Source organism: Dapis purpurea BLCC-M126, from assembly GCF_050015975.1.
In the GTDB taxonomy this organism is placed as follows: Bacteria; Cyanobacteriota; Cyanobacteriia; order Cyanobacteriales; family Microcoleaceae; genus Trichodesmium.
Map to the genome: position 1 here is coordinate 1 of NZ_JBNHER010000037.1, position 20,899 is coordinate 20,899.

Genomic DNA, 20,899 nt, shown 5'->3' on the forward strand with positions numbered 1-20,899 from the left:
TTAACGCGCGTTGTGCGGAACGCTAAACGCCATATCCAATCGACCAAGAGAAAAGAAATAATATTTCCTTATCTTCAATTCCCGAACGGTTTTAACCAGAGGTAATTATCAATTATCCATTATCCATTATCAATTAATGAATACCCCGGAATATTTTTTGGAAAAACATCTTTGGAATTCTCTCAGAGGTATTAAGTTTATCTTAGAAAATCAAATAAATTGTCAAAATGAATGATGATAATAGACAAATTTTGCCAGAAATGAATTCTCTTTGGCAGGAAACATTAAATTGGCAGCCAACAATACAACAAAAACAACAATTTCAGAAACTTTATGAATTAATTATTGTTGGAAATAAAAAGTTAAATTTAACTAGAATTACTACCACCGAAGAATTTTGGGAAAAACATCTTTGGGATTCTCTTCGAGGTATTAAGTTTATCTTAGAAAATCAAATAAATTGGCAAGAGGAAAAAAAAGTTATTGATATTGGCACAGGTGCTGGTTTTCCAGGATTACCAATTGCAATTACCTTGCCTCAATATGCTGTTACTTTACTTGATTCAACCCGCAAAAAAATTAGTTTTATCGAAACTATATTAGCAGATTTAAACATCAAAAATGCTTTAACTATAACTAACAGAGTTGAACAAATTGGTCGTGTACTTCAATATAGAGAAATTTATGATATTGCTCTTTTGAGAGCTGTTGCACCTACAGTAGTCTGTGCTGAATATGCTTTACCATTATTAAAAATAGGTGGTATTGCAATTTTATATCGAGGAAATTTGACAACTGATGAACAGATTAATTTACCAGAAGTTGTCAAACTTTTGGGAGGCAAAATAGAGACTATTGAGGAATTTAAAACTCCCTTAAGTCAAAGCATTCGTAATTGTGTATATTTGCGAAAAGTAGGGAAAACTCCAATAAATTATCCGCGTTCGGTTGGTGTACCTAGTCAAAAACCTTTGCTTGGTGTCAAAAAAATCTAAAAATTCGCTCATTTTATGTCTGTTTAAATAGGGCTTGCTGAATAAATATCTCAAGCTGATAAACTAAATATTTGAGCCATTATCTGTGTGAAAAAAGTGCCAGTTTTTTGCTCTCGTGAGCTGCAAAAAGCAAGGAGGATAAGAAGATAAAACGGGAAGTTTTGAGAAATAATTTTTCCAATTAGATTCTCTCAATCTACGATTTATACTGACTATTGACTACTGACTACTAGAAACAGCAATAATACTTTTTCAGCAAACCCTAAATATTTATCATAGTTGCATCTCAATCCAAACCATTGGCAAATTATTACCGAAACAATTCAACAATTCAACAATTCAACAATTCAACAATTAAATAATTCAGGTTTAAAGCCTCCCCAATAAAGGGGAAAAAAATAAATTTTTTCCTTAATTAGTCAATCCTCGACCTTTTAGGGAGAGGTAATTATCCATTATCCATTATCCATTATCCATTATTGAATGTTTTTTCCCAACTTATCCCCAAATAAAGCAAGATTGCATTGAAGAAAATAGGATTAATTTACCCAAAATTGGTAAAGTAAAGTTAATTCAACATCGACCTTTACCCAATGGGTTTCAAATTAAAACTGTTACTATTAGTCGCAAAGCTGATGGTTATTATGTTACCCTATCCCTAGAAGACAAGTCGGTTTCTAAGTTCAATTCTGATGTCAAATCCACATCAGAAAATACTCTAGGAATTGACATGGGGTTAAAATATTTTGTGGTAACAAGTGAAGGAAAATCGGTTCCAATTCCTCAATATTATCGAAAATCTCAGCAGCGATTAAAGACGCTACAAAAACGTTTATCTAGGAAGAAAAAAGGGAGTATAAGATGGTTAAAAGCTGTTAAAGCTGTAGCTAAACAACATAAAAAGGTAGCCGATCGACGGAAAGATTTCCACTTTAAAACAGCCAATGAATTGTTATCAAAAGCTGAAATTATCGCCCACGAAAATTTAAACATTAAAGGGCTAGCAAAGACTCATTTGAGTAAATCAATTAACGATGCTGGATGGGGACAATTCCTAACTATTCTAACTGTCAAAGCTGAGAATGCTGGCCAGAAAACAATAGCAGTAAACCCCAAAAATACCAGCCAAGATTGCTCAAATTGTGGTCAAAAAGTCCCTAAAGAATTGTCGCAAAGAATTCATTCTTGTCCGCACTGCGGTACAGTAATAGGCCGCGATCTCAACGCTGCAATCAATATAAAAAATAGGGCGGTAGGGCATTCCGTCCTTAAAGCTCGTGGAGTCCTATGCAATAGCAGGACTGCGAAACGAGAAGCCCACGCCATACCTTAAGGTTAGCGTGGGAGTATGTCACACTCTAATGATGATGATTATTTGGACAAGTTTGTAAATCTTGACTCATCAACTCCTCACTTTTTGCCTTTTGGTTTTCATCTACAGCTTCTAAACCAACCCAATTATTAACAACTTCAACATCGAATCCCACTTCTCTACGATCGCCTACTTGTATTAGAGGGCGACGAATTAACAATGGGTCATTTACCATCATTGTTAGGGCAGTTTCCGCATCAGTTTGTTCGGGAAGTACTTCTCCAGATTTAACTTTTGGAGCTGCTTTATTAAACCACTCCGCTACTGGGCGATCGCCAAAAAATAAGCGTAAATTATCTTTTGTCCAAGCTTCCTTCAACAAGTTATGAGTTTCTAATTGATGACCTGCTGCTTCTAGCAAAGTCTTTTGCTTAGTATTGTTTTTGCAGCCTGGTTTTTCATAAAAAATCACCTTTGCCATTCTATTATCTCCTAAGCAGTTTTTTGGTGATTTTTCAATCTTAATCCCTGATTAAATAGCAAATTGTAACTAATTATCAAGAATTTTTATTGTCAAGTATGATATAATTTTATCTTGAAATTTTCAACCAAATTACAGCACTTTTGAGGATAGTGAAGCACAGTTTAATACTAATTTCTATTCCCTATTTCTTATGTTGATTTTTATGATTAACTCATCTTCTTGCAAATTTCTGTTTTCTGCTTCCTTTTTAAATCAAATAATTAGCTATTTAATCACTATATTTTTGATTAGTTTTCCTCAGCCAAGTTTGGCAGAAACTGTATTAGAAAAAATTCAACAAACGAGGGTACTAAAAGCGGGAGTCAGAGGTGATGCGGTTCCATTTAGTTACATCAACAGTCAAACGAATCAATTAGAAGGTTATTCAGTTGAATTAATTAAATTAATTCATCAACGTCTAGAGCAAGAGTTGGGTAAACCAATTAAACTAGAGTTGCAAAAAATATCTCTAGAAGAACGTTTTCAATTAATCGAAGATGGAAAACTAGATATTGTCTGTGCTGCTACAACTATTAATAATGCCAGGGAAAAAGTAGTAGATTTTTCCATTCCTTTTTTCACTACAGGGATTCAATTGTTAGTCAAAAAAACAGATGCAGAAAAGTTTAATCCAATCAAAGGTACTAGAGAAAAAATATCAATAGGCTTATTAGAAGGCACAACTACCGAGCAGGAATTTCGCCCTATTTATCCCAATGCAAATTGGCAAGCAGTTTCTAATAGAGCAGAAGGAATTAATCAATTATCTGAGGGTAAAATTGATGCTATTGCTAGTGACGGTATTTTGTTAATAGGAGCAGTTTGGCAACAAAATCAAAATCTCACTGAGTTTACACTAATTCCTAAAATTCCTTTTACTTTTGAAAATTATGGATGTATTTTGCCATTGCAAAATCCAGACTGGGATAAATTTGTCGATCTTACTATTGCTAGTGATGAAAATACCCAACTTTTACAGCAGTGGTTTGACCATAAAAAAGGTAAGTTTCCTTATGAAGGCTTTAGATAATATCCGACAAATATAGCAATTCTGATGAGAATTAAGAATTGAGGATTCAGAAGTAATAAGTTCCTCTGCAAAATTAATTACCGAAATATTGTGGTTTAAAGCCTCCCCTTTTAAGGGGATAATAAATAAAAATTTTCCTGTTTGTCAATCCTCTTCTTTTCAAGGAGAGGTAATTCTTAATTCTCAATTCTCAATTCTTGAAACATCCTTTTGACTCCCTGTTCCCTGTTCCCCCTCTCAACTAAACTAGGAAATTTATTTTGGACAACTACTTAGTAGAAGTTAAACGAATGCTTGCTTTATTCACTAAAAAGCTGAGAGCTGAATGTTTACAATATAATTTTCTGAATTAATCTTTGAATACCCGTATCAAAATAATAAGGCAGGATGAATTTGAATTAACAAAATATAGCACTACCCATTTAGGGTGCGGACATTAGATAAATCCTGTTTGTGTTTTACTGCGCGACATAAATGCCGAGCATAATCTAGAAAAGCATTTCCACGCCAAAAACTCATTTAGAGATTACTCTTGAATTTTGACTTGCCTGTAGCGCTATAAAATCCTGTTTATCAATTCTGTTGCAAGTATATTTCAAAGAAAATTTATGATTAACCAAATAATGAAAATAGAGGAATTATTAAGGCAATATGCAATAGGAGAAAGAAATTTTAGTGGCCTATACTTACATGAAGTACATTTGCTAGAAGCTAACTTAGAAGGCGCTAATTTTTTTGAAGCTGACTTAATAGGTGCCAACCTCAGTCGGGCAAACCTCAGTCGAGTAAACTTGGCCAAAGCAAATCTTAGTGGAGCAAATCTAATTGGAGCTGATTTAAGTGAAGCAAATTTGTCAGGTGCCCTTCTAGTAGGAGCTAAACTTAATATAGCTGATTTAACGGGAGCAAAACTAACCAGAGCAGACCTAAGTCGTGCTAATTTGAGTCAAGTTAATATGATAGATGCTGATCTCTCAAGAGCTATCCTCTATGAAACAGATTTACATGGAGCTAACTTATATGGTGTTAATTTCCGACGAGCTATTCTAAATGAAGCTGACTTAATCGGCGCTAACCTCACTAGAGCAGATATGGCAGGAGTAGACTTAATTGGAGCGAATCTAATGAGAGCAGATTTAACAGAGGCGATTTTAAGTGCTGCTGACTTAAATGGAGCGAGTCTTTTGGGTGCTAATATTTCTGATATTAATTTGGTTGGAGCTGCTCTTCAAACAGCAATTATGCCAGATGGTACAAGTTATGAAGAATTTAGCAGAGCTATGCAAAATTAGTGGATAATCAAGCCACTCTAATACCATGCAATTATTATAGGTTGGGTTTTGCTCCACAACATCAAAAGTGCCAGCGCAACCCAACAAATACTTATTATGAATATAGCTTTAAGCACTCCCTTACTTTGTAGGTAAAGGATCTAAATTTTATCAATTTTCTAACACTTCTTTGTAGTGCTATATATTTCAGTTTGGAGAATAAGATTCTATAAAGAGTCAAAAACTCGAAGTTTGGTACAGCTTTAGTCACCAAACCTCTACGGAGCGTGAATTGTACCGATACTACTGCGTTTTATATCACATATATTAAGTTTTCTTCTTCAATCGGTCAAAATTTTTTCTTATAAGTATTTAACCGAACATAATATTACCCGAAAGCGAAATTTAAGTAACACTATGCTTAGATTTATTTATTTGGTGTTAATATAGCACCAAAATATGCTTTTTTTAAAGATTTAAAAATGAGACTCAAAATCTTTTATGCTGTCTTAGTTTTTACTACAGTTTTTCCTAATCTTCCAGCTATTGCTGAGAATATCCAACATACACAAAAATTATTATCTAGCAAACAATGTCCTAATTGCGAACTAACTGGTGTTGGTTTGGTCTTGGCAAATCTTCAAGGTGCTAACCTGGAGGGAGCTAACTTAAGTGGAGCTAATCTCAGTCGTGCGAATTTAACAGGGGCAAATTTATCTGGTGCTAATTTGGCTGGTACAAGTTTATTTGGTGCGAATTTAACAGGTGCAAATTTATCTGGTGCTAATTTGGCTGGTACAGATTTAAGAAGTGCTTATTTAACAGGTGCGAATTTAACAGGTGTTGACCTCAAAAATGCTTTTTTATTAGGTGTTGTGGGAATGCCATCTAATGTAGGTGAAGCTGAAGATTTTTATCGGTTAGGAATTGCTGAAGCAAAGGAAGGACATTATAAAGATGCTGTTAGATATTATAACCAAGCTATTAGTATGAAATCCGATTTAGCTGCTGCTTATTTTGCTAGAAGTATGGCTTTTGCAGACTTGGGAAATCTTGATGCAGCTCTTGCAGATGCTGAAAAATCTAGGGATATTTTTGTTTCTAAAGGTAGCAAAGAAGGTGAAGAATTATCAGAATATTTGGTGGAAATTATTGACCTACGTTTGAATCCTCCAGAACCAGAAAAACCTAATCAATTTGTACACGCTATTGGTTCTTTACTTCCTTCTTTATTAAGGTTAGCATTTTAATCAGTTATCAGTTATCAGTTATCAGTGCTTCTGGAAATAGTAAGGTTTATTTTTTTCATCCCCTTAAAATGATTATAAATAATCTTAAAAAAGAGGTTAAAATTTTGAGGTTAATCTTGTTGTAAATACGGCCAAGACAAGTTACTTTCTCCGATATATTTGGGGAAAAATAAAAGATCATAATCTACTAACTGAACTTTTTGGGAATCTGTATTATTAAGACAGAACAATAGGAGAAACTCCACTTTGTGACTGCAGATTATCTATTCTTTTAAGATAGTCGCTCACTGGTGAGCTTAATTCTTTATCTAGATGTTTTTTGAGACGCTCCCTAATAATGTTCTTGTGTATACCCGATTGTAGTTCTTCATCATTTGCTTCCATGCAGATACGTAGTAAACTTTCATAAATCGGTTGAGTAGTATCATACTCAAACCCTCTACAAATTTTTCACTAAATAAACTGTACCTTTGAAGTAGGTCTTTAAATATTTGTGAACGACAACTTTCGAGATAGTCAATGTTCTCAATAACATGATTTCTAGAGCTATTATCTGTAACGCCTGATTCCAAACAAACCTTTCCTGCAATAAGCTGGAATAACCGACATTTCCATTAGAATCATCTAGGTTTGTTTGTTACTTCAGTTGGTATTTTAACATTTGCTTGCCTGAGAATTTCAGAATATATTTGGCTAATATTTGTTCTGTTAGTACTACATTCTTTATCTGGTAAATTTTTTCTTCTTAGCACTGTTTTACCCTGCTTTGAAGCACCATGAATAATTAGGTGACTTCCAGAATCAAGCAAATATCTAAATTGTTGATCAAGATTGTTTCTATCAACATAGGTATGTTTAGCAACGTTTGGTGAAATTCCAAAAACCTGATCCAATTTAAATTTGCGTGCCGTATCGTATTCTTTTCTGAAGACTTATTTGAGTTTCTTAATTTTTCTGGGTCTACTATAACCAAGCAGACTAGATATAATCAAGTTAGTGGACTGACACATCTAAAAATGGTGCGTTACGATGGATTTTTCTAGGAGATAAATAGTAAAAATTTCCGACTATTGCGTATAGAACAATAATAAATTCATTTTCTTAAGCACCAATCTGCCAGAGGAGATGAATAGTGAAAATTTCCTGCTATTGCTTATAGAGCAATAATAAATTCATTTTTTGAAGCACTCAGGCAGAGGAATTGAGTAGTGAAAATTTCCGAATAGACCGACACATCTCAAATGTTATATTAGAAAAAAACCCTCAAACCTTACTATAATAAGAATTATACGAAAAAATCTAATGCACAATTTTAGATGTGTCAGTCTACTACTAGACTCTGCCACACTCCCCATCCTTTCCTGATTAACCCCTTCCCGGCAAAAAACTACTACTTAACTTCTTAATAGCAGTATTAGCAATATCCGCATAACGCAATTCTCCACACAGAATTTTACTCATTACTGTGGTAGCTGCCGGTAACTTAACCCCCACTTTATAAGCTACTTTAGGAAACCGATAAAATGCTCCGGCTAAACGACCCGCCCAAACCATATCTGCACCCCATTCTTCATTAATTATCTGAGTATATTTCTTCAGAGCATCCCCATTACCTCCTAAAGCTTCATCTATAGCTTCAGCAGCTTTTACACCACTAAAAATTGAAGGGCGAATTCCTTCTGCAGATAAGGGGTCTGATAAACTTGCTGCTTCTCCAGCTAATACAGCATTTTGAGTGTGAAGATTTCTATCTCCATCCCATAGAGAAATAGCTCCTTCTAATAATTCATTTTGACTTACATTTGCACCAATTTGTTGAGCATATCCCATCAAATCTTTAGAGAGATTTTTGGCTTCCCCACCTCTAAAAGTAGCAATACTAATTGAATAGGAATCAGCTTTAGGAAAACCCCAAATATTTCCATTTTTAACTGAACCAAATTCAAAGCTAGCTTTTTGATTAGAGTCATTTAATGGTGCTTCAAAAACTATACTTTGGCGTTTTTTAGATTCTTTAAAACCTAACCATTTAGCCATTGGACCTTTAGCTCCATCAGCAGCAATTAAATAACGACCAGTAACAGGTTCCGTACTTGTTTTAAGTTCCCAACAATCGCTTTTAAATTCAATACCTGTAACTTCTGTTTTGTCTCTTAATTCTGCACCTTGTTCTGTAGCTTTTTGGATCAGAAAATGATCAAAAACATCCCGTTTTACCATCCACATAGGAACAGGCAAATCTGCTTCTACAGGGTCTTCTAATTTCCATGTATAACGAATTTTTTTGACCTTGAGAGAAATTGCCGGGCTTAAATCAAAGTCGAACCATTGAGCGATCGCTGGAGAGACACCACCACCACAAGCTTTAACCCTAGGCAAAGATTCTTTTTCTATAACTAAAACAGAATGTCCTTTCTTTGCTAAATGATAAGCGGCTGTTCCTCCTGCTGGGCCTGCTCCTACGATGATACAATCAAACATTTTTTCTAACTTTAATACTGAGATTTTTTATGATTTGGTAGAACGGGAAAAAGTCAATTGAGTAGGGGTGGTTCCTAATAGTTATAGATAAGTGATTGACTTAATCAAACTATCTATAAAACCATCCCCTGTAAAAGTTACAAGTTCCCACCTTACCTATTATTCTCTAAGATACTCCATTTTGCAGTTCTTGTCGATATAGAGGTTTTTGAACTCTTGATTTTTTACTTTTTACTTTTCTTTATCTGTATGTTCAAGATTTTTTTAAACCGTCGTAATATCCTTCTCTTTAGCAGCTAGTAAATCATCTATTTTGGCAATATATTTATCAGTTTTCTTTTGAATTTTGTCTTGCAAATCTCGTGATTCATCCTTAGAAATATCACTCTTTTTTTCTTGTTTACGAACTGAATCTACAGCATCACGACGAATATTCCGGATAGAAACTTTCCCCTCTTCAGCAAGTTTTGCTGCTAACTTAACCATTTCTTGACGACGCTCAGTTGTTAGTGGGGGAATATTTAACCGAACAATAGATCCGTCATTGTTGGGAGTTAAACCAACATCCGACATATTAATAGCTTTTTCAATCAAATTGAGGCTAGTTTTATCATAAGGTTGAATAGTAATTGTACTAGCATCTGGGACACCAATATTTGCCATCTCTCTGAGTGGAGTTGGAGCTCCATAATAATCCACTGTTATTCTGTCTAAAAGAGAAGGATTAGCTCTTCCAGTTCTAATAGTATTGAAGGAATTTTTAGTCGCTTCAATTGCTTTTTGCATCTTATCTTCAGCTTCTTCTAGATTCATCAAAACCTCCTACAATAGTTCCAATTTTTTCTCCCATAACAGCTTTACGGATATTACCCGAAACTGAAAGGTTAAATACAATAATCGGGAGATGATTTTCTTTACAAAGAGCAATCGCTGTACTATCCATTACCCGTAAATCTTGAGTTAATACCTCCCCATAACTCAGGGATTCGTATAGTTTTGCATCTGGATTCTTATGTGGGTCAGAATCATAGACCCCATCGACTTTAGTGGCCTTAAAAATTACCTCTGACTCAATTTCTGCTGCTCTCAGAGCAGCAGTAGTGTCAGTGGTAAAAAATGGATTACCAGATCCCGCACCAAAAACTACTACTCGACCTTTTTCTAGATGGCGAATAGCTCGGCGACGAATATAAGGCTCGGCCACTTCCTGCATAGCGATCGCTGTTTGGACTCTTGTTGGTACTCCTGCTTGTTCCAGGGCATCCTGTAAGGTGATGGCATTCATCACAGTGGCAATCATACCAACATAATCTGCTGTTGCCCTATCCATTCCCTTAGAAGCTGCTTTCACACCTCTAAAAATATTACCGCCTCCAACTACAATTGCCATTTGGATTCCTGTGGCCACTACTTCGGCCACTTCCTGAGCAATTCCTTGGACTACTGCTGGGTCAATGCCATAGCCCAGACTCCCCATCAGGGCTTCGCCACTCAACTTGAGCAAAACCCGTTGATAAACTGTCCCCATGCTGTGAGTATTTTCTCAACTAAAGTTGCTTCCACAATACGATACCAGTTGAGTTACTTTTTTCGACTATCTTAATTCTTGAGAATTAGAGCAGATTCGATGATTCATTTGGTATATATAGAAGTCAGAAGTTACAACTCAACTGCTATAAATATTTTTTGCTTTCTCCCTATCTTCTGTACTTGCTTATATGGCTATGCTTTATAAACATTTTTTCTCCCTTATTCCGTACTGCCCTACTCCCCCGATCCATTTCTACCGCCATTTTATTGAGCAACCAATAGGTTCTGTCGTAGATAGAGTTACTACCTCACCTTCCAGAAGTTGGGCGATCGCCTGACGTAAATAAGCAACTTCTACTGCTTCTGGCTGATTAACATTATCATCTATTAAGCCACAATATCTTAACTTTCCTTCCCGATCCAATAAAAAAGCCTGGGGTGTTTTCTCAGCCCCAAAACTGATTGCCACATCTTGAGTCATATCCCGAACATAGGGAAAATTAATTTCATTATTAGTTGCAAATTCTTTCATTTTTTCAAAGCTATCTGCTGGAGAAATTATCGCATCATTAGCATTCATGCCAATTATGATTACTCCTTGGTCTTGAAAATCTTTTTGTAGTTGTTTAATCCTTTCAACATAAGAATTTACTTCTGGGCATTGATTACTCAAAAAAATCACACAAACTACTTGAAAATTTTCTAAATATCTAGCTAAATGATGAACCTCATCATCTACTCCTGGCAATTCAAAATCTGGAGCATAATTATCAATTACAGTGCCATTAGTTTCAGTTAAATTCATATCTCTAATTCCCTATGAAAAAGTTACCTTACTTAAAATAAAATATCTTTCTATAATATCTCATCTTGGGTAAGCATTAAGCAATCATTTATCAGTCATCAGCTGATAGCCAGATAAACTATAAATCAATGATAATTAAAAGTATTAATCGAGGGCATAGCCAACAAAAAAATAAGGTAAGGTCAATACCATCCTCTGGAAAGGAGATGAAAAAATATTCGATTCAGTATTTTAAGCATAAGACTTCAGAGGTTGTTACTGTTTCGCTATGTGACATGAAACGCTGCGCGACATGAATGCGTAGCATGACCTAGTAAAGCTCCAATCATAAGAGGCTAACAGATAACTGAAATAACCCCACTCTATCTATTTTCCCTTCATTTTTATTAGTGAGATGCTAATTCCTAATAGCTGTTTGCACAGCATTCCCCAGGAAATGCTTACTATCTTTCTACCAGTTTTGAGCTAATGCTTGATAACCAATAAGTTTATAGACTAATTTCGCTGCTGTAAACTCAGATACTACCGAATCATTAATTGGAGATAACTCCATAATGTCACAACCTACTACTTCATGTAATTCAAAAACTCTCCGCAAAAATACAGTTAAAGAATACCAATTTATTCCTCCTGGCTCTGGTGTACCAACACCAGGAATTAATGTTGGGTCAATTCCATCTAAATCTATTGTTAAAAATACAAGTTTAGTCTGAATACTAGCTATTGCTTTTTCCATCCAATCTGATTGAATAGCTATTTCTCTTGCTCTAAAAACGGTTAAATTTTTCTCCTTGATTAAATCTGCTTCTTCTTTGCAAATTGCCCGAATACCTATTTGTATTGTTGGTAAACCCATCTCAAATATTCGTCGCATCACACAGGCATGGTTATATATTGAACCTTCATATTCATATCTCAAATCCCCATGGGCATCTATTTGAATCACAGTGAAAGGTTTATCAAAATATATTTTTTTATAAGCCTTTACTATCCCATTTGTAATGCTATGTTCTCCACCTATAGCAATCACAAATTTTCCATCACTCACTAATTTTTCTACTGTTTCTTGAGTAACTTTTAGCATATCTAATGGGGATATTTTTTTTCCATTACGAGTATCTGCTATAGGTTCGTGAGTATAGATACCAACTTCCAAACCTGTTTCCCTATCTAATTCTTCGTCATAACATTCTAACTGTTGAGAGGCATCTAATAATACTGCCGGACCATTAACACAACCTCTTCTATAAGTAGTAGTTGCTTCATAAGGAATTGGTACAATTACTACTTTAGCAGTCGTGTAATCTGGCTCAATTTCTGAACCAATAAATGGTAGAAGTGATGTAGGGTAAACTAATGACATTTTTTTGACTATATTAATTTTCTAGAAGCAGACTAAAACGGGCTAAAAACTGATAATATTTATCTAACTATTATAAATAATAAATTCTACTTGCCCGAAATAAATAACTAACTTAGGGTTTGCCGAATAAATATTTTGGGAAAGGGCTAGTACCGCTACGCGGAAGTCAGAATTCTGAATTCGGAATTCATAAGTTTTGATTGGTAAGGCTTTGTCACTGGTCACTTATTTCCGTCATCCTGCACTAGGAGTAACAATTCAGAATTCAGAATGAATGGGGAATTAGAGAGGATTTAGTCGGAAGAATTTTCCTTCAATTTTTCCCGCCCTTGTCCCCTCAAAATTCTCATATTTTCAGCTTAAGGAGGTACTGATAATTGATAATTGATAACTGATAACTGAATAATGATTACCACAAAAACTTGGACATGGAGAGGTTGGCCTATCTGCTACGAAAGCCAAGGAGAACAGGGACCTCCCGTAATATTAATACATGGTTTTGGAGCTTCTTGGGGACATTGGCGCAAAAATATTCCTGTATTAGCTGCCAGTTTTCGCTGTTATGCTATTGACTTACTTGGTTTTGGTGGTTCAGCTAAACCTACCCCAAGCAAAAATGTTACCTACACATTTGAAACCTGGAGTCAACAAATTAGTGATTTTTGTAGAGAAATAGTTGGCGCTCCTGCTTTTCTTGTGGGAAATTCTATTGGTTGTATTGTTGCGATGCAGGCAGCAGTTGATAATCCCAATCTTATTTTAGGGGTAGGAATTATTAACTGTTCTTTACGACTTCTGCACGAAAGGAAACGCTCTACTATTCCTTGGTATCGTAGTCAGGGAGCATATATAGTACAAAAATTGCTAAAAGTCAAGTGGATAAGTCAGTTATTTTTTAACCAGTTGGCAACAAAGAAAACTGTTAGGCGAGTATTGTTAGAGGCATATAAACGTTCTGAAGCGGTTACTGATGAATTAATCGATCTATTATTGAAACCTGCAAAAGATGAGGGAGCAGTTGACGTTTTTGTAGCTTTTACTAGTTATTCTCAAGGACCTCTAGCGGAAGATTTATTACCTATATTACCCTGTTCAGCGATAATTTTATGGGGAGAGGAAGATCCTTGGGAAAATATTGAATTGGCAAATGAATTTGCCAAGTTTAAAACTGTAGAAAAATTTATTCCTTTGCCTGGAGTTGGTCATTGTCCTCAAGATGAAGCACCAGAATTAGTGAATCCTATTTTAGAGGAATGGATATTAGAAAAATGGAACCCTAAAGTTTAGTGCTAGATTATCAAAATTTTTGGTATTTCATTATATAGATAATCGATAATGAATAATTACTTCAAGAAAAACCGTAACGGAATTGAATATAAGAATAAGAAAATATCCTAGCACTTTTTTTATGTTGAAATAGAATGCTTTATACCTTTACTTTTCAGTAACCCTAATTATAGCAATGAGCGCTGGTGTGTTTACATGATACAAATAATTACTAATGTAGTAAATTCAAAGTATTGGTAATATTAGTAGAGCTTTGTATTACACTTGATGATAATAGTAGTATGTAAATATGTGAGCGCTCATTGCTATATATCATGTTCGGTGGCATCAGTATTCTAAGTAAGGGTAAGGAAGAAGGCTTTAGTTATCTAGAGGGAAAAAAGAATGGTTAAAAGCACGAAAAAACTTAAATTTCCTATAGATATTAACCCTCTTGTTTACACACTTCAATACCAGCGGATATTATAACAGCAGTTTTCATTAATATAGAGTACAGAGATTTGGGTTTATAAAGAAGAAGGAAGAAGTTTTTTAGTCTACCTTTATGAAAACCCCTATAATAAAAAATTATAAAGAATAACAAGGAGGTAAAAGCAATTGATAAATTGAGATATAATTATCCATTATTAATTTTGGATGGCTGAGTGCTCAAAGATGTTTGCGCAGCATTCTGCAGAAAATGCTGACAATTTTATAATTAAGCTTTATTACGATCTGCCATTTGATTTTCAAATATCTCTAAAGTTCTTAGAAGAGAAATTGATGACTGAAAAGCTTCTTCAGTAAGTTCTATTTTTTCTTCAGGTGTGTCAACTATTTCATCAGCTAGTAATGTTAAAGAACCAATAATTTTGTTGAGAAAACCACGAGCTTCATAAGATGCCTTAGCTAAAACTTGCTGGTCAATATATTTATCAGCTTCAGATGGGTCACCAAACTGTATAGAATATAGACGATGATAGTAACCATCTGGTTTTTCTAGAAGTTCTAAATGAGTACCCATTTCAACTAACTTTCCACGATCTAAAACAGCTATTTGATCAGCATTTTGAATTGTTGAGAGACGGTGGGCAATAACTAAAACTGTGCGATCGCGACTTAATTTATCAATGGCCTCCTGCACTAAACGTTCAGAAACTGTATCAAGGGCACTAGTGGCCTCGTCTAAAATTAATATTTCTGGATCTTGCAATAGCGCCCTAGCAATGGCCAATCTTTGTCGTTGACCTCCCGAAAGCATGACACCGCGATCCCCTATCTCAGTTTCCCATTGTTTGGGCAAGCCCATAATAAAATCATAAGCATTAGCTTGTTGAGCCGCTTTAATAATTTCATCTTCTGTAGCATCAGGACGAGCATAAATAATATTATTTTTTACCGTATCGTTAAACAAATGAGTAGTTTGACTAACAATACCAGTCTTCCTCCTGAGACTGGTAATATCAAACTCACGCAAGTCAATACCATCTATAGTAATTGAACCAGAAGTAGGGTCATAAAATCTTGGTAGTAGATCGGCAAATGTTGACTTACCTGCTCCTGAACCTCCGACTAATGCTAAAGTTTTACCTCTAGGCACAGATATATCAACATTTCTGATAACTAAATTATCAGTACCTGGGTAAGAGAAGGAAATTTTCTTAAAATGAATTTTTCTCCTCACCTTTTGAAAAGGTATGGAACCAGGTTTCATAATTGGTTTATTATCTCTTCTCCATAAGTCTACAGCCATATCAAAACTAGCGGCACCTTTGGCAATTTGATTGCGACTGTTATTAATTTGAGAGACAATAGGTAGTAGACGAAATAGAACTAAAAGATAGGTAAGTAGGATAGCAGAAACATTTGCAATTTGATCGGCAAATAAATATCTACCTAATAATAAAATACCGATTACTGTCATCATGCTTGTCACTTCATTGACAGGAGCTATTAACGCTGAATTCATTTTTGCTCTCAACGCTATATCCTCAAGGGAAAGCATTAATTTTCTTAACTGTTTATATTCTCTATTTTCACTACTTACTGATTTAATTAACCGAATACCACTTAGAGTCTCAATTACCTTAATTGCATAATTTTTTTGTTCCTTATTTAAAACAACTCCATATTTCTTTGACTGACGAATAAATAGCTGATTAATTGCTGCTATTAAACCTACCAATAGAGAAGAAATTAAAGTAAGTTGCCAAGAAATAGAAATTAGTAAACTGACAAATAAGGAAATAGTGATTAATTGAGTTATTAAATTAACATAAGCACTAATTGTTCCTGTACATTGAGCTGTATCTGAGCCTAAACGTTTTGTTAAATCTCCCACTTTTACTTTCGTGAAGAAATCTAAATCGCTATCCATTAATGTTTGGAACATTTCCGACTTAATAGTATTTGTCAGACTACGATTAAAGGCTACTGTCAATAAACTTCTTAAATATGTCGTTAAATTTTTCAGAACAATAGTTAATATAACTGCTAAAAGCATCACCAGAAGGCGATACTTTTCTGGAACTCCATCAAAAGGAGATAGTAAAAATTTAATTATCGGTGGAGAACCTTTCAGCTCAATTTCTTGCCCAGAAATTTGCAGTAGTATAGGTACTATTAGTGCTGTATTAACTCCATTAAATAATCCGCTAGCAAATCCTAATATAATATTTCCAATAATTTGAATATTGAAAGGTTTACGAAGAATAAATTTTAAGATAAATTCTCTTGCAGACATTAATATTTTCCTTGTGTCTAAATTAAATTCTCTGAATTATTACTACTTTTAATATATACTTACTAAATTTTGATTAAGTCTGATAAAATAGTTGCCATAGCATCAATACTATAGTTTTTAATACATCTTTCTCTAGCCTTAATTCCTTGGCTATTTGCTGCTGTTAAATCATTAAATATTAATTCAATTTTTGCTGCTATTTGTTCGGGAGAACTAGGTTCAACCAAATAACCAGTATCGCCTACAATTTCAGGAATATCCCCCACTTTTGTTGCGATAATTGGTTTAGCCATTGCCATTCCATCAGTTAATTTTAATGGAAATTGTGCCTTGGCTTCAGGAGTATCTCTTTGAGGAACTACTATTATATGAGCCGCAGCTACAATTTCTGGCATAACTGTAGGTGGATATTTTTCCATTTGAATTATCCAACGTCCCCATTTTTCTTTTAATTGACGATCATAATCGTCATAGGGACTACCACCAACAATTACCAATCTTAAATCTGGCTGATTAAGTTTGTCTAAAGCTATTAAAACATCCTCCACTCCTTTATAAGGTCGGGGCGCTCCTGGAAACATTAATATTCTATAATCACTCAAGCCATAACGAGTTCTACTTACCTCTGGATCGTACTTATTTGGGTCAAATAAATTTGTGTCTTTGCCATTTGGCAAATAAATACCACCAAAACGTTTTTTGAGAAATTGATTGTGTAGAGTAACCCTGTCTGCTCTTGAGGTAAAACTTTCGATCCATTTTAAATAAAAGGGATGGTCTGGTTGTCGTAATGCTCCTTCTGGCTTCAAAATATCTCTAGCTAATTGTTTAATACTAGGACGATATTTCCAATTATCTCCTCCATGCCAGCTTAATTCCCAATCATCAATATCCAAAAATACTTGCCTACTGGTCTGCATTTTTTTGATCAGGGCTAAACCAAGACTACTTGGTTTAAGTTTGTAAGCATAAATAATATCTCCACTAATTTTATCTAACAGTTCTTTAGCAGAAAGTAAAAATCCTGGATAATATTTTTTGCTATAAATAGGAATAATGGATATTTCTGTCTGACTAATATTTATAGGAGAACTTGCATCAACAAAGCCTAATATTTCTACATCACATCCAATCTTTTTTAGAGCTTGAGACAATAAAAAAGGACGGACTGCTCCTCCCCATCTGCCAGCTCCACTGCTAGATAGATCGCTAGCTATTATGGAAATTTTTACCAAATCTGCAAGCCTCCAAATTCTAGGTTAGTACAAAAATTTTTAACCATCTCAAGTAGTGATAGAACTCCGTTCTGCTTCTTGATAAAACTACGTTTCACTACGCGATCGCCAGTCAAATTTGCCTAATACTTTTTTAATTTAACCATAAATCTACTTAATGTTAACCTAGTTAAACTCTTTCATGGAAGTCAAAAGTCAAAAATCAAAAGTCAAAAGTAATATTTGATAGACTTGAAACTTTGATACCACAGTAATTTCTGGAAATTATTTCACATATAAAGTTTGAAATTTTTTGTGACATCCTTAAAGTGAATTGGTATTAGAGAGTAAAAAAAATTAGATATTTCAAATCTTCCTTATGTATCCTGAATAGAAATTACTAAGTATAGTAATTTTTAACTATGAGCTAGGTAATAAATTTGAGATTTTAGGTAATAGGGATACAGGTGGGAACAGATAACAAGAAAAAAACTTTACCTCAAAAAGGTTGAACAACCATCGCTACACGACTAAGTATTTATATTTATAGTATTTTTCATTAAGTCTGGAAACTTACTTAGACTTCAACCATTTATTGAAAGGGCTGACAAAATTCTCTCTATTCCATTCTTATTTAAAATGACTATATCTAGAATTATATTATCTACTTGAGTCGCTCCCCAACTAGTGCTATTTCATTCTAGATATGGGCAATTAATTTACTGGCTTTTAGCCATCATAAGTTCAAATTTAGCAAGGCTGACACTACGCATTCTTGTCAATACACAGAAATACACTTTTGAGAATTAAATAACCCTACTCCCCAACTTAGTTTCATCTTTACCCATAATCTTTATAAATTAACAGTATGAATTGCTATTAACTTAGCCAGATACTCATTAATTCCAAAAAGAATAATAAATTCACAATTAGTCAATTAAAAATTAAGCCAGTCAGACAAATTAAATTAAATTTAATCTAATTTAATTTTAATAACCTTTTGACCCTTTTCTGCCAACCAAGTTGGGAACAGGATATATATCCGGAAGCCGATATGTCATTCCACAGAAAATTATTAATAATTCCTATTTCTACAGATAACCTAGCACTAGGAGTTAAGCCCAAACCCATAGTTCACGCAATAAATAAAATGTTGCTATATCTAGAGATACACCACTAAAGCCAACTATAACAAATCGGAGCAATCTACTAATTGGTCATTTGCCAATCTTAAAGTTAGCAAGTGTTATAAATATTCTATATATATATTGTTTCCAGGTAACTTTGCTTTCTCCTCCTAAACGTTCTTGAAAAACATAGCCTACTTCTACACCCACGGAATATTACCTCGGCAGAAAACTTCAATGATACCTGATAGAGAAAAATAAAAGTTAGAGAACTTATTTTCTCTAAATTCATATCCATCATACCAGCTTGATTAATTATCATAAATCAAGTTGATTTTACCCATTTGAATTAAGTCAAATATCTGATTAATTTGGTGTCTTTCTTCATCTGTTATTTTTTTACCACATAAAATTGAGGAAGTAAGTTGTAGGTGTTCATTACGATTAAGTTTACCCGATGTCATAATTCGGTTCACCATTTGATTGATTGTTACCTTTGGTTGATTTTGCTCACTCCATAACATAACTTCTTATCTACTATCTATAATTTTTTGATTTAGGATTGATTGTATCAGGACTTACTCTAAAGATACTATATGTAGATGTAGAGTTCAAAAACTATAACGTTATAGTTTTTTGCACTATATATATTGTCTCTGCGCAAGTCATATATGTCAATAATACACCTATGAAACTACTATTAAACCAAGAATATAGAAATCCTCAGTGTGCTTGTAGAAAAATATCTTGAAATAGTAGAAATAGAGGTAATACATTCATAATTTTTATATATTTTTTGATTTTTGACAAATCATTTCATAGTACCTTTATTCTCTAATTAAGTTAATTTAATAATATAAGAGAGTAAAGATTCTTGAATAAAAATTTTGTAGATAAGGCATTAATTTAGTTTTTATGGAAATTTATCGACTACCAGCACTTTCAGATAACTATATCTTCTTACTACATGACCCAAATCAAAAGATTGCGGCTGTAGTTGATCCAGCCGAAGTCAAACCAGTGCTAGAGAAAGTTCAATCACTGGGGGCTGAGTTGGTGGCTATTTTCAATACTCATCATCACCACGACCATGTAGGTGCTAATCAACACTTAATCCAAAAGTTTCCCCAATTAACAGTTTATGCTGGAGTTGAGGACCGAGGTAGAATTCCTGGACAAAAGGTATTTTTACAGGAAGGCGATCGCGTCCAGTTTGCCCAGCAAGTGGGAGAGGTTTTATTTGTGCCTGGTCATACAAGTGGCCATATTGCTTATTATTTTCCTCCTTTAGTTGCTGGAGAAACAGGAGAATTATTTTGTGGCGATACTTTGTTTGCTGGTGGTTGTGGTCGTTTATTTGAAGGGACACCAGTCCAAATGCTAGAGTCTTTGAGTAAGTTGCGTAATTTACCTGAAAATACACGAATATGGTGTGCCCATGAATACACTTTGAAGAATTTACAGTTTGCTATGACTGTCGATCAGGAAAATCCTGACTTACAAGCTCGTTTTGCTGAAGTTAAGGCAGCACGCAGTCGTAATGAAGCAACTGTACCATCGATGATTGGTGTAGAAAAACTTACAAATCCTTTTCTGCGCTGGGATCAACTTCCTTTACAATTAGCAGTTCAAAGTCAAGATCCGGTACAAACTTTTGCCCGTCTGCGAGGAAAAAAGGATAGATTTTAACTTAACGTTCGAGGCAATTCTACATAGACGAAAGAATTGTTCAGGTTGCATTTCACTTTTTGGTATTCCTGCATAGTAATGGTGAGAACATATATTTTTTTCCCACACCTCCCAAACTTACCAAACCTCGTATACCATTACTATGCACCAGCATCCAGTTTTTTTAGGCTTAAAGGGAGTTTGATGTTTTTGTGGCCTAACTCAAAGATATAAATCTCAAAAGGGCAAAGGGAATAGGTCATTTTATTTGTCGGTTATCAGTTGCCCATTATAAGTACCTTGGGCCTGAAATACTGAAGT

Annotated in this window: 17 protein-coding genes; 7 read left to right on the forward strand and 10 right to left on the reverse strand. The window is 34.4% G+C overall.

The genetic code is table 11. The annotated features are described in order from the left end of the window. Positions 1-227 precede the first annotated feature (227 nt). Together rsmG and ACP6PL_RS04200 are read left to right on the forward strand one after the other, a co-directional pair. Positions 228-995 (forward strand): 16S rRNA (guanine(527)-N(7))-methyltransferase RsmG, encoded by a 768-nt coding sequence (gene rsmG, locus ACP6PL_RS04195; RefSeq protein WP_426542854.1) that lies wholly within the window; start codon positions 228-230, stop codon positions 993-995. 571 nt (positions 996-1,566) lie between these two features. Further along, on the forward strand, positions 1,567-2,328 hold the full coding sequence (locus ACP6PL_RS04200) for an RNA-guided endonuclease InsQ/TnpB family protein (RefSeq protein WP_426542910.1): 762 nt from the start codon (positions 1,567-1,569) through the stop codon (positions 2,326-2,328). A 25-nt stretch (positions 2,329-2,353) separates the two neighbouring features. On the opposite strand, the gene ACP6PL_RS04205 is transcribed toward ACP6PL_RS04200, so the two are convergent. Beyond that, positions 2,354-2,788, reverse strand: coding sequence for an ArsC/Spx/MgsR family protein (locus ACP6PL_RS04205; RefSeq protein WP_426542856.1), 435 nt, complete (start codon positions 2,786-2,788; stop codon positions 2,354-2,356). Between the two features lie 286 nt (positions 2,789-3,074). Between ACP6PL_RS04205 and ACP6PL_RS04210 the strand changes: the two genes are divergently transcribed. The 3 genes from ACP6PL_RS04210 (at position 3,075) to ACP6PL_RS04220 (ending at position 6,381) form a co-directional block, all read left to right on the forward strand. Beyond that, positions 3,075-3,860, forward strand: a complete 786-nt coding sequence (locus ACP6PL_RS04210) for an amino acid ABC transporter substrate-binding protein (RefSeq protein ID WP_426542870.1) — start codon at positions 3,075-3,077, stop codon at positions 3,858-3,860. A gap of 608 nt (positions 3,861-4,468) precedes the next feature. Beyond that, positions 4,469-5,152, forward strand: coding sequence for a pentapeptide repeat-containing protein (locus tag ACP6PL_RS04215; protein WP_426542872.1), 684 nt, complete (start codon positions 4,469-4,471; stop codon positions 5,150-5,152). A 461-nt stretch (positions 5,153-5,613) separates the two neighbouring features. Further along, positions 5,614-6,381 carry a pentapeptide repeat-containing protein gene (locus tag ACP6PL_RS04220; protein WP_426542874.1) on the forward strand — a complete coding sequence of 256 codons (768 nt, stop codon included), beginning with the start codon at positions 5,614-5,616 and terminating at the stop codon, positions 6,379-6,381. Positions 6,382-7,001: 620 nt separating this feature from the next. On the opposite strand, the gene ACP6PL_RS04225 is transcribed toward ACP6PL_RS04220, so the two are convergent. The 6 genes from ACP6PL_RS04225 to speB form a co-directional block, all read right to left on the reverse strand. Next, positions 7,002-7,274, reverse strand: a complete 273-nt coding sequence (locus ACP6PL_RS04225) for a hypothetical protein (RefSeq protein WP_426542876.1) — start codon at positions 7,272-7,274, stop codon at positions 7,002-7,004. Positions 7,275-7,746: 472 nt separating this feature from the next. After that, a complete protein-coding gene (locus tag ACP6PL_RS04230) occupies positions 7,747-8,862 on the reverse strand; it encodes a geranylgeranyl reductase family protein (protein ID WP_426542878.1) in 1,116 nt (371 codons plus the stop codon). Positions 8,863-9,126: 264 nt separating this feature from the next. Then, positions 9,127-9,675 (reverse strand): ribosome recycling factor, encoded by a 549-nt coding sequence (gene frr / locus ACP6PL_RS04235; RefSeq protein WP_426542880.1) that lies wholly within the window; start codon positions 9,673-9,675, stop codon positions 9,127-9,129. Beyond that, entirely contained in the window at positions 9,656-10,390 is a 735-nt protein-coding gene (pyrH, locus tag ACP6PL_RS04240) for a UMP kinase (RefSeq protein ID WP_426542882.1), read from the reverse strand. The genes frr and pyrH overlap by 20 nt, the downstream gene beginning before the upstream one ends. Positions 10,391-10,645: 255 nt before the next feature. Next, positions 10,646-11,197 carry a thioredoxin family protein gene (locus ACP6PL_RS04245; RefSeq protein WP_426542884.1) on the reverse strand — a complete coding sequence of 184 codons (552 nt, stop codon included), beginning with the start codon at positions 11,195-11,197 and terminating at the stop codon, positions 10,646-10,648. A 451-nt stretch (positions 11,198-11,648) separates the two neighbouring features. Beyond that, the gene (speB, locus tag ACP6PL_RS04250; RefSeq protein WP_426542886.1) at positions 11,649-12,560 is read right to left on the reverse strand and encodes an agmatinase; all 912 of its coding nucleotides are present in this window, start codon (positions 12,558-12,560) and stop codon (positions 11,649-11,651) included. A 405-nt stretch (positions 12,561-12,965) separates the two neighbouring features. Between speB and ACP6PL_RS04255 the strand changes: the two genes are divergently transcribed. Then, positions 12,966-13,847, forward strand: a complete 882-nt coding sequence (locus ACP6PL_RS04255; RefSeq protein ID WP_426542888.1) for an alpha/beta fold hydrolase — start codon at positions 12,966-12,968, stop codon at positions 13,845-13,847. A gap of 697 nt (positions 13,848-14,544) precedes the next feature. Here ACP6PL_RS04255 and ACP6PL_RS04260 read toward each other — a convergent pair. The 3 genes from ACP6PL_RS04260 to ACP6PL_RS04270 all read right to left on the reverse strand — a co-directional run bounded on the left by ACP6PL_RS04260 (position 14,545) and on the right by ACP6PL_RS04270 (position 19,434). Next, positions 14,545-16,569, reverse strand: coding sequence for an ABC transporter ATP-binding protein (locus ACP6PL_RS04260; protein ID WP_426542890.1), 2,025 nt, complete (start codon positions 16,567-16,569; stop codon positions 14,545-14,547). Positions 16,570-16,631: 62 nt separating this feature from the next. After that, positions 16,632-17,804 carry a glycosyltransferase family 4 protein gene (locus tag ACP6PL_RS04265; protein WP_426542892.1) on the reverse strand — a complete coding sequence of 391 codons (1,173 nt, stop codon included), beginning with the start codon at positions 17,802-17,804 and terminating at the stop codon, positions 16,632-16,634. A 1,417-nt stretch (positions 17,805-19,221) separates the two neighbouring features. Beyond that, a complete protein-coding gene (locus tag ACP6PL_RS04270) occupies positions 19,222-19,434 on the reverse strand; it encodes a hypothetical protein (protein WP_426542894.1) in 213 nt (70 codons plus the stop codon). Between the two features lie 391 nt (positions 19,435-19,825). Between ACP6PL_RS04270 and gloB the strand changes: the two genes are divergently transcribed. After that, entirely contained in the window at positions 19,826-20,599 is a 774-nt protein-coding gene (gloB, locus tag ACP6PL_RS04275) for a hydroxyacylglutathione hydrolase (RefSeq protein ID WP_426542896.1), read from the forward strand. The last annotated feature ends 300 nt before the right edge of the window (positions 20,600-20,899 follow it).

Excerpts from the sequence above, each read along its gene's own strand:
- rsmG (WP_426542854.1), top strand. The coding sequence starts at position 228 with ATGAATGATGATAATAGACAAATTTTGCCAGAAATGAATTCTCTTTGG.
- ACP6PL_RS04205 (WP_426542856.1), bottom strand. The coding sequence starts at position 2,788 with ATGGCAAAGGTGATTTTTTATGAAAAACCAGGCTGCAAAAACAATACT.
- ACP6PL_RS04215 (WP_426542872.1), top strand. The coding sequence starts at position 4,469 with ATGATTAACCAAATAATGAAAATAGAGGAATTATTAAGGCAATATGCA.
- ACP6PL_RS04220 (WP_426542874.1), top strand. The coding sequence starts at position 5,614 with ATGAGACTCAAAATCTTTTATGCTGTCTTAGTTTTTACTACAGTTTTT.
- ACP6PL_RS04230 (WP_426542878.1), bottom strand. The coding sequence starts at position 8,862 with ATGTTTGATTGTATCATCGTAGGAGCAGGCCCAGCAGGAGGAACAGCC.
- frr (WP_426542880.1), bottom strand. The coding sequence starts at position 9,675 with ATGAATCTAGAAGAAGCTGAAGATAAGATGCAAAAAGCAATTGAAGCG.
- pyrH (WP_426542882.1), bottom strand. The coding sequence starts at position 10,390 with ATGGGGACAGTTTATCAACGGGTTTTGCTCAAGTTGAGTGGCGAAGCC.
- ACP6PL_RS04245 (WP_426542884.1), bottom strand. The coding sequence starts at position 11,197 with ATGAATTTAACTGAAACTAATGGCACTGTAATTGATAATTATGCTCCA.
- speB (WP_426542886.1), bottom strand. The coding sequence starts at position 12,560 with ATGTCATTAGTTTACCCTACATCACTTCTACCATTTATTGGTTCAGAA.
- ACP6PL_RS04255 (WP_426542888.1), top strand. The coding sequence starts at position 12,966 with ATGATTACCACAAAAACTTGGACATGGAGAGGTTGGCCTATCTGCTAC.
- ACP6PL_RS04260 (WP_426542890.1), bottom strand. The coding sequence starts at position 16,569 with ATGTCTGCAAGAGAATTTATCTTAAAATTTATTCTTCGTAAACCTTTC.
- ACP6PL_RS04270 (WP_426542894.1), bottom strand. The coding sequence starts at position 19,434 with ATGTTATGGAGTGAGCAAAATCAACCAAAGGTAACAATCAATCAAATG.
- gloB (WP_426542896.1), top strand. The coding sequence starts at position 19,826 with ATGGAAATTTATCGACTACCAGCACTTTCAGATAACTATATCTTCTTA.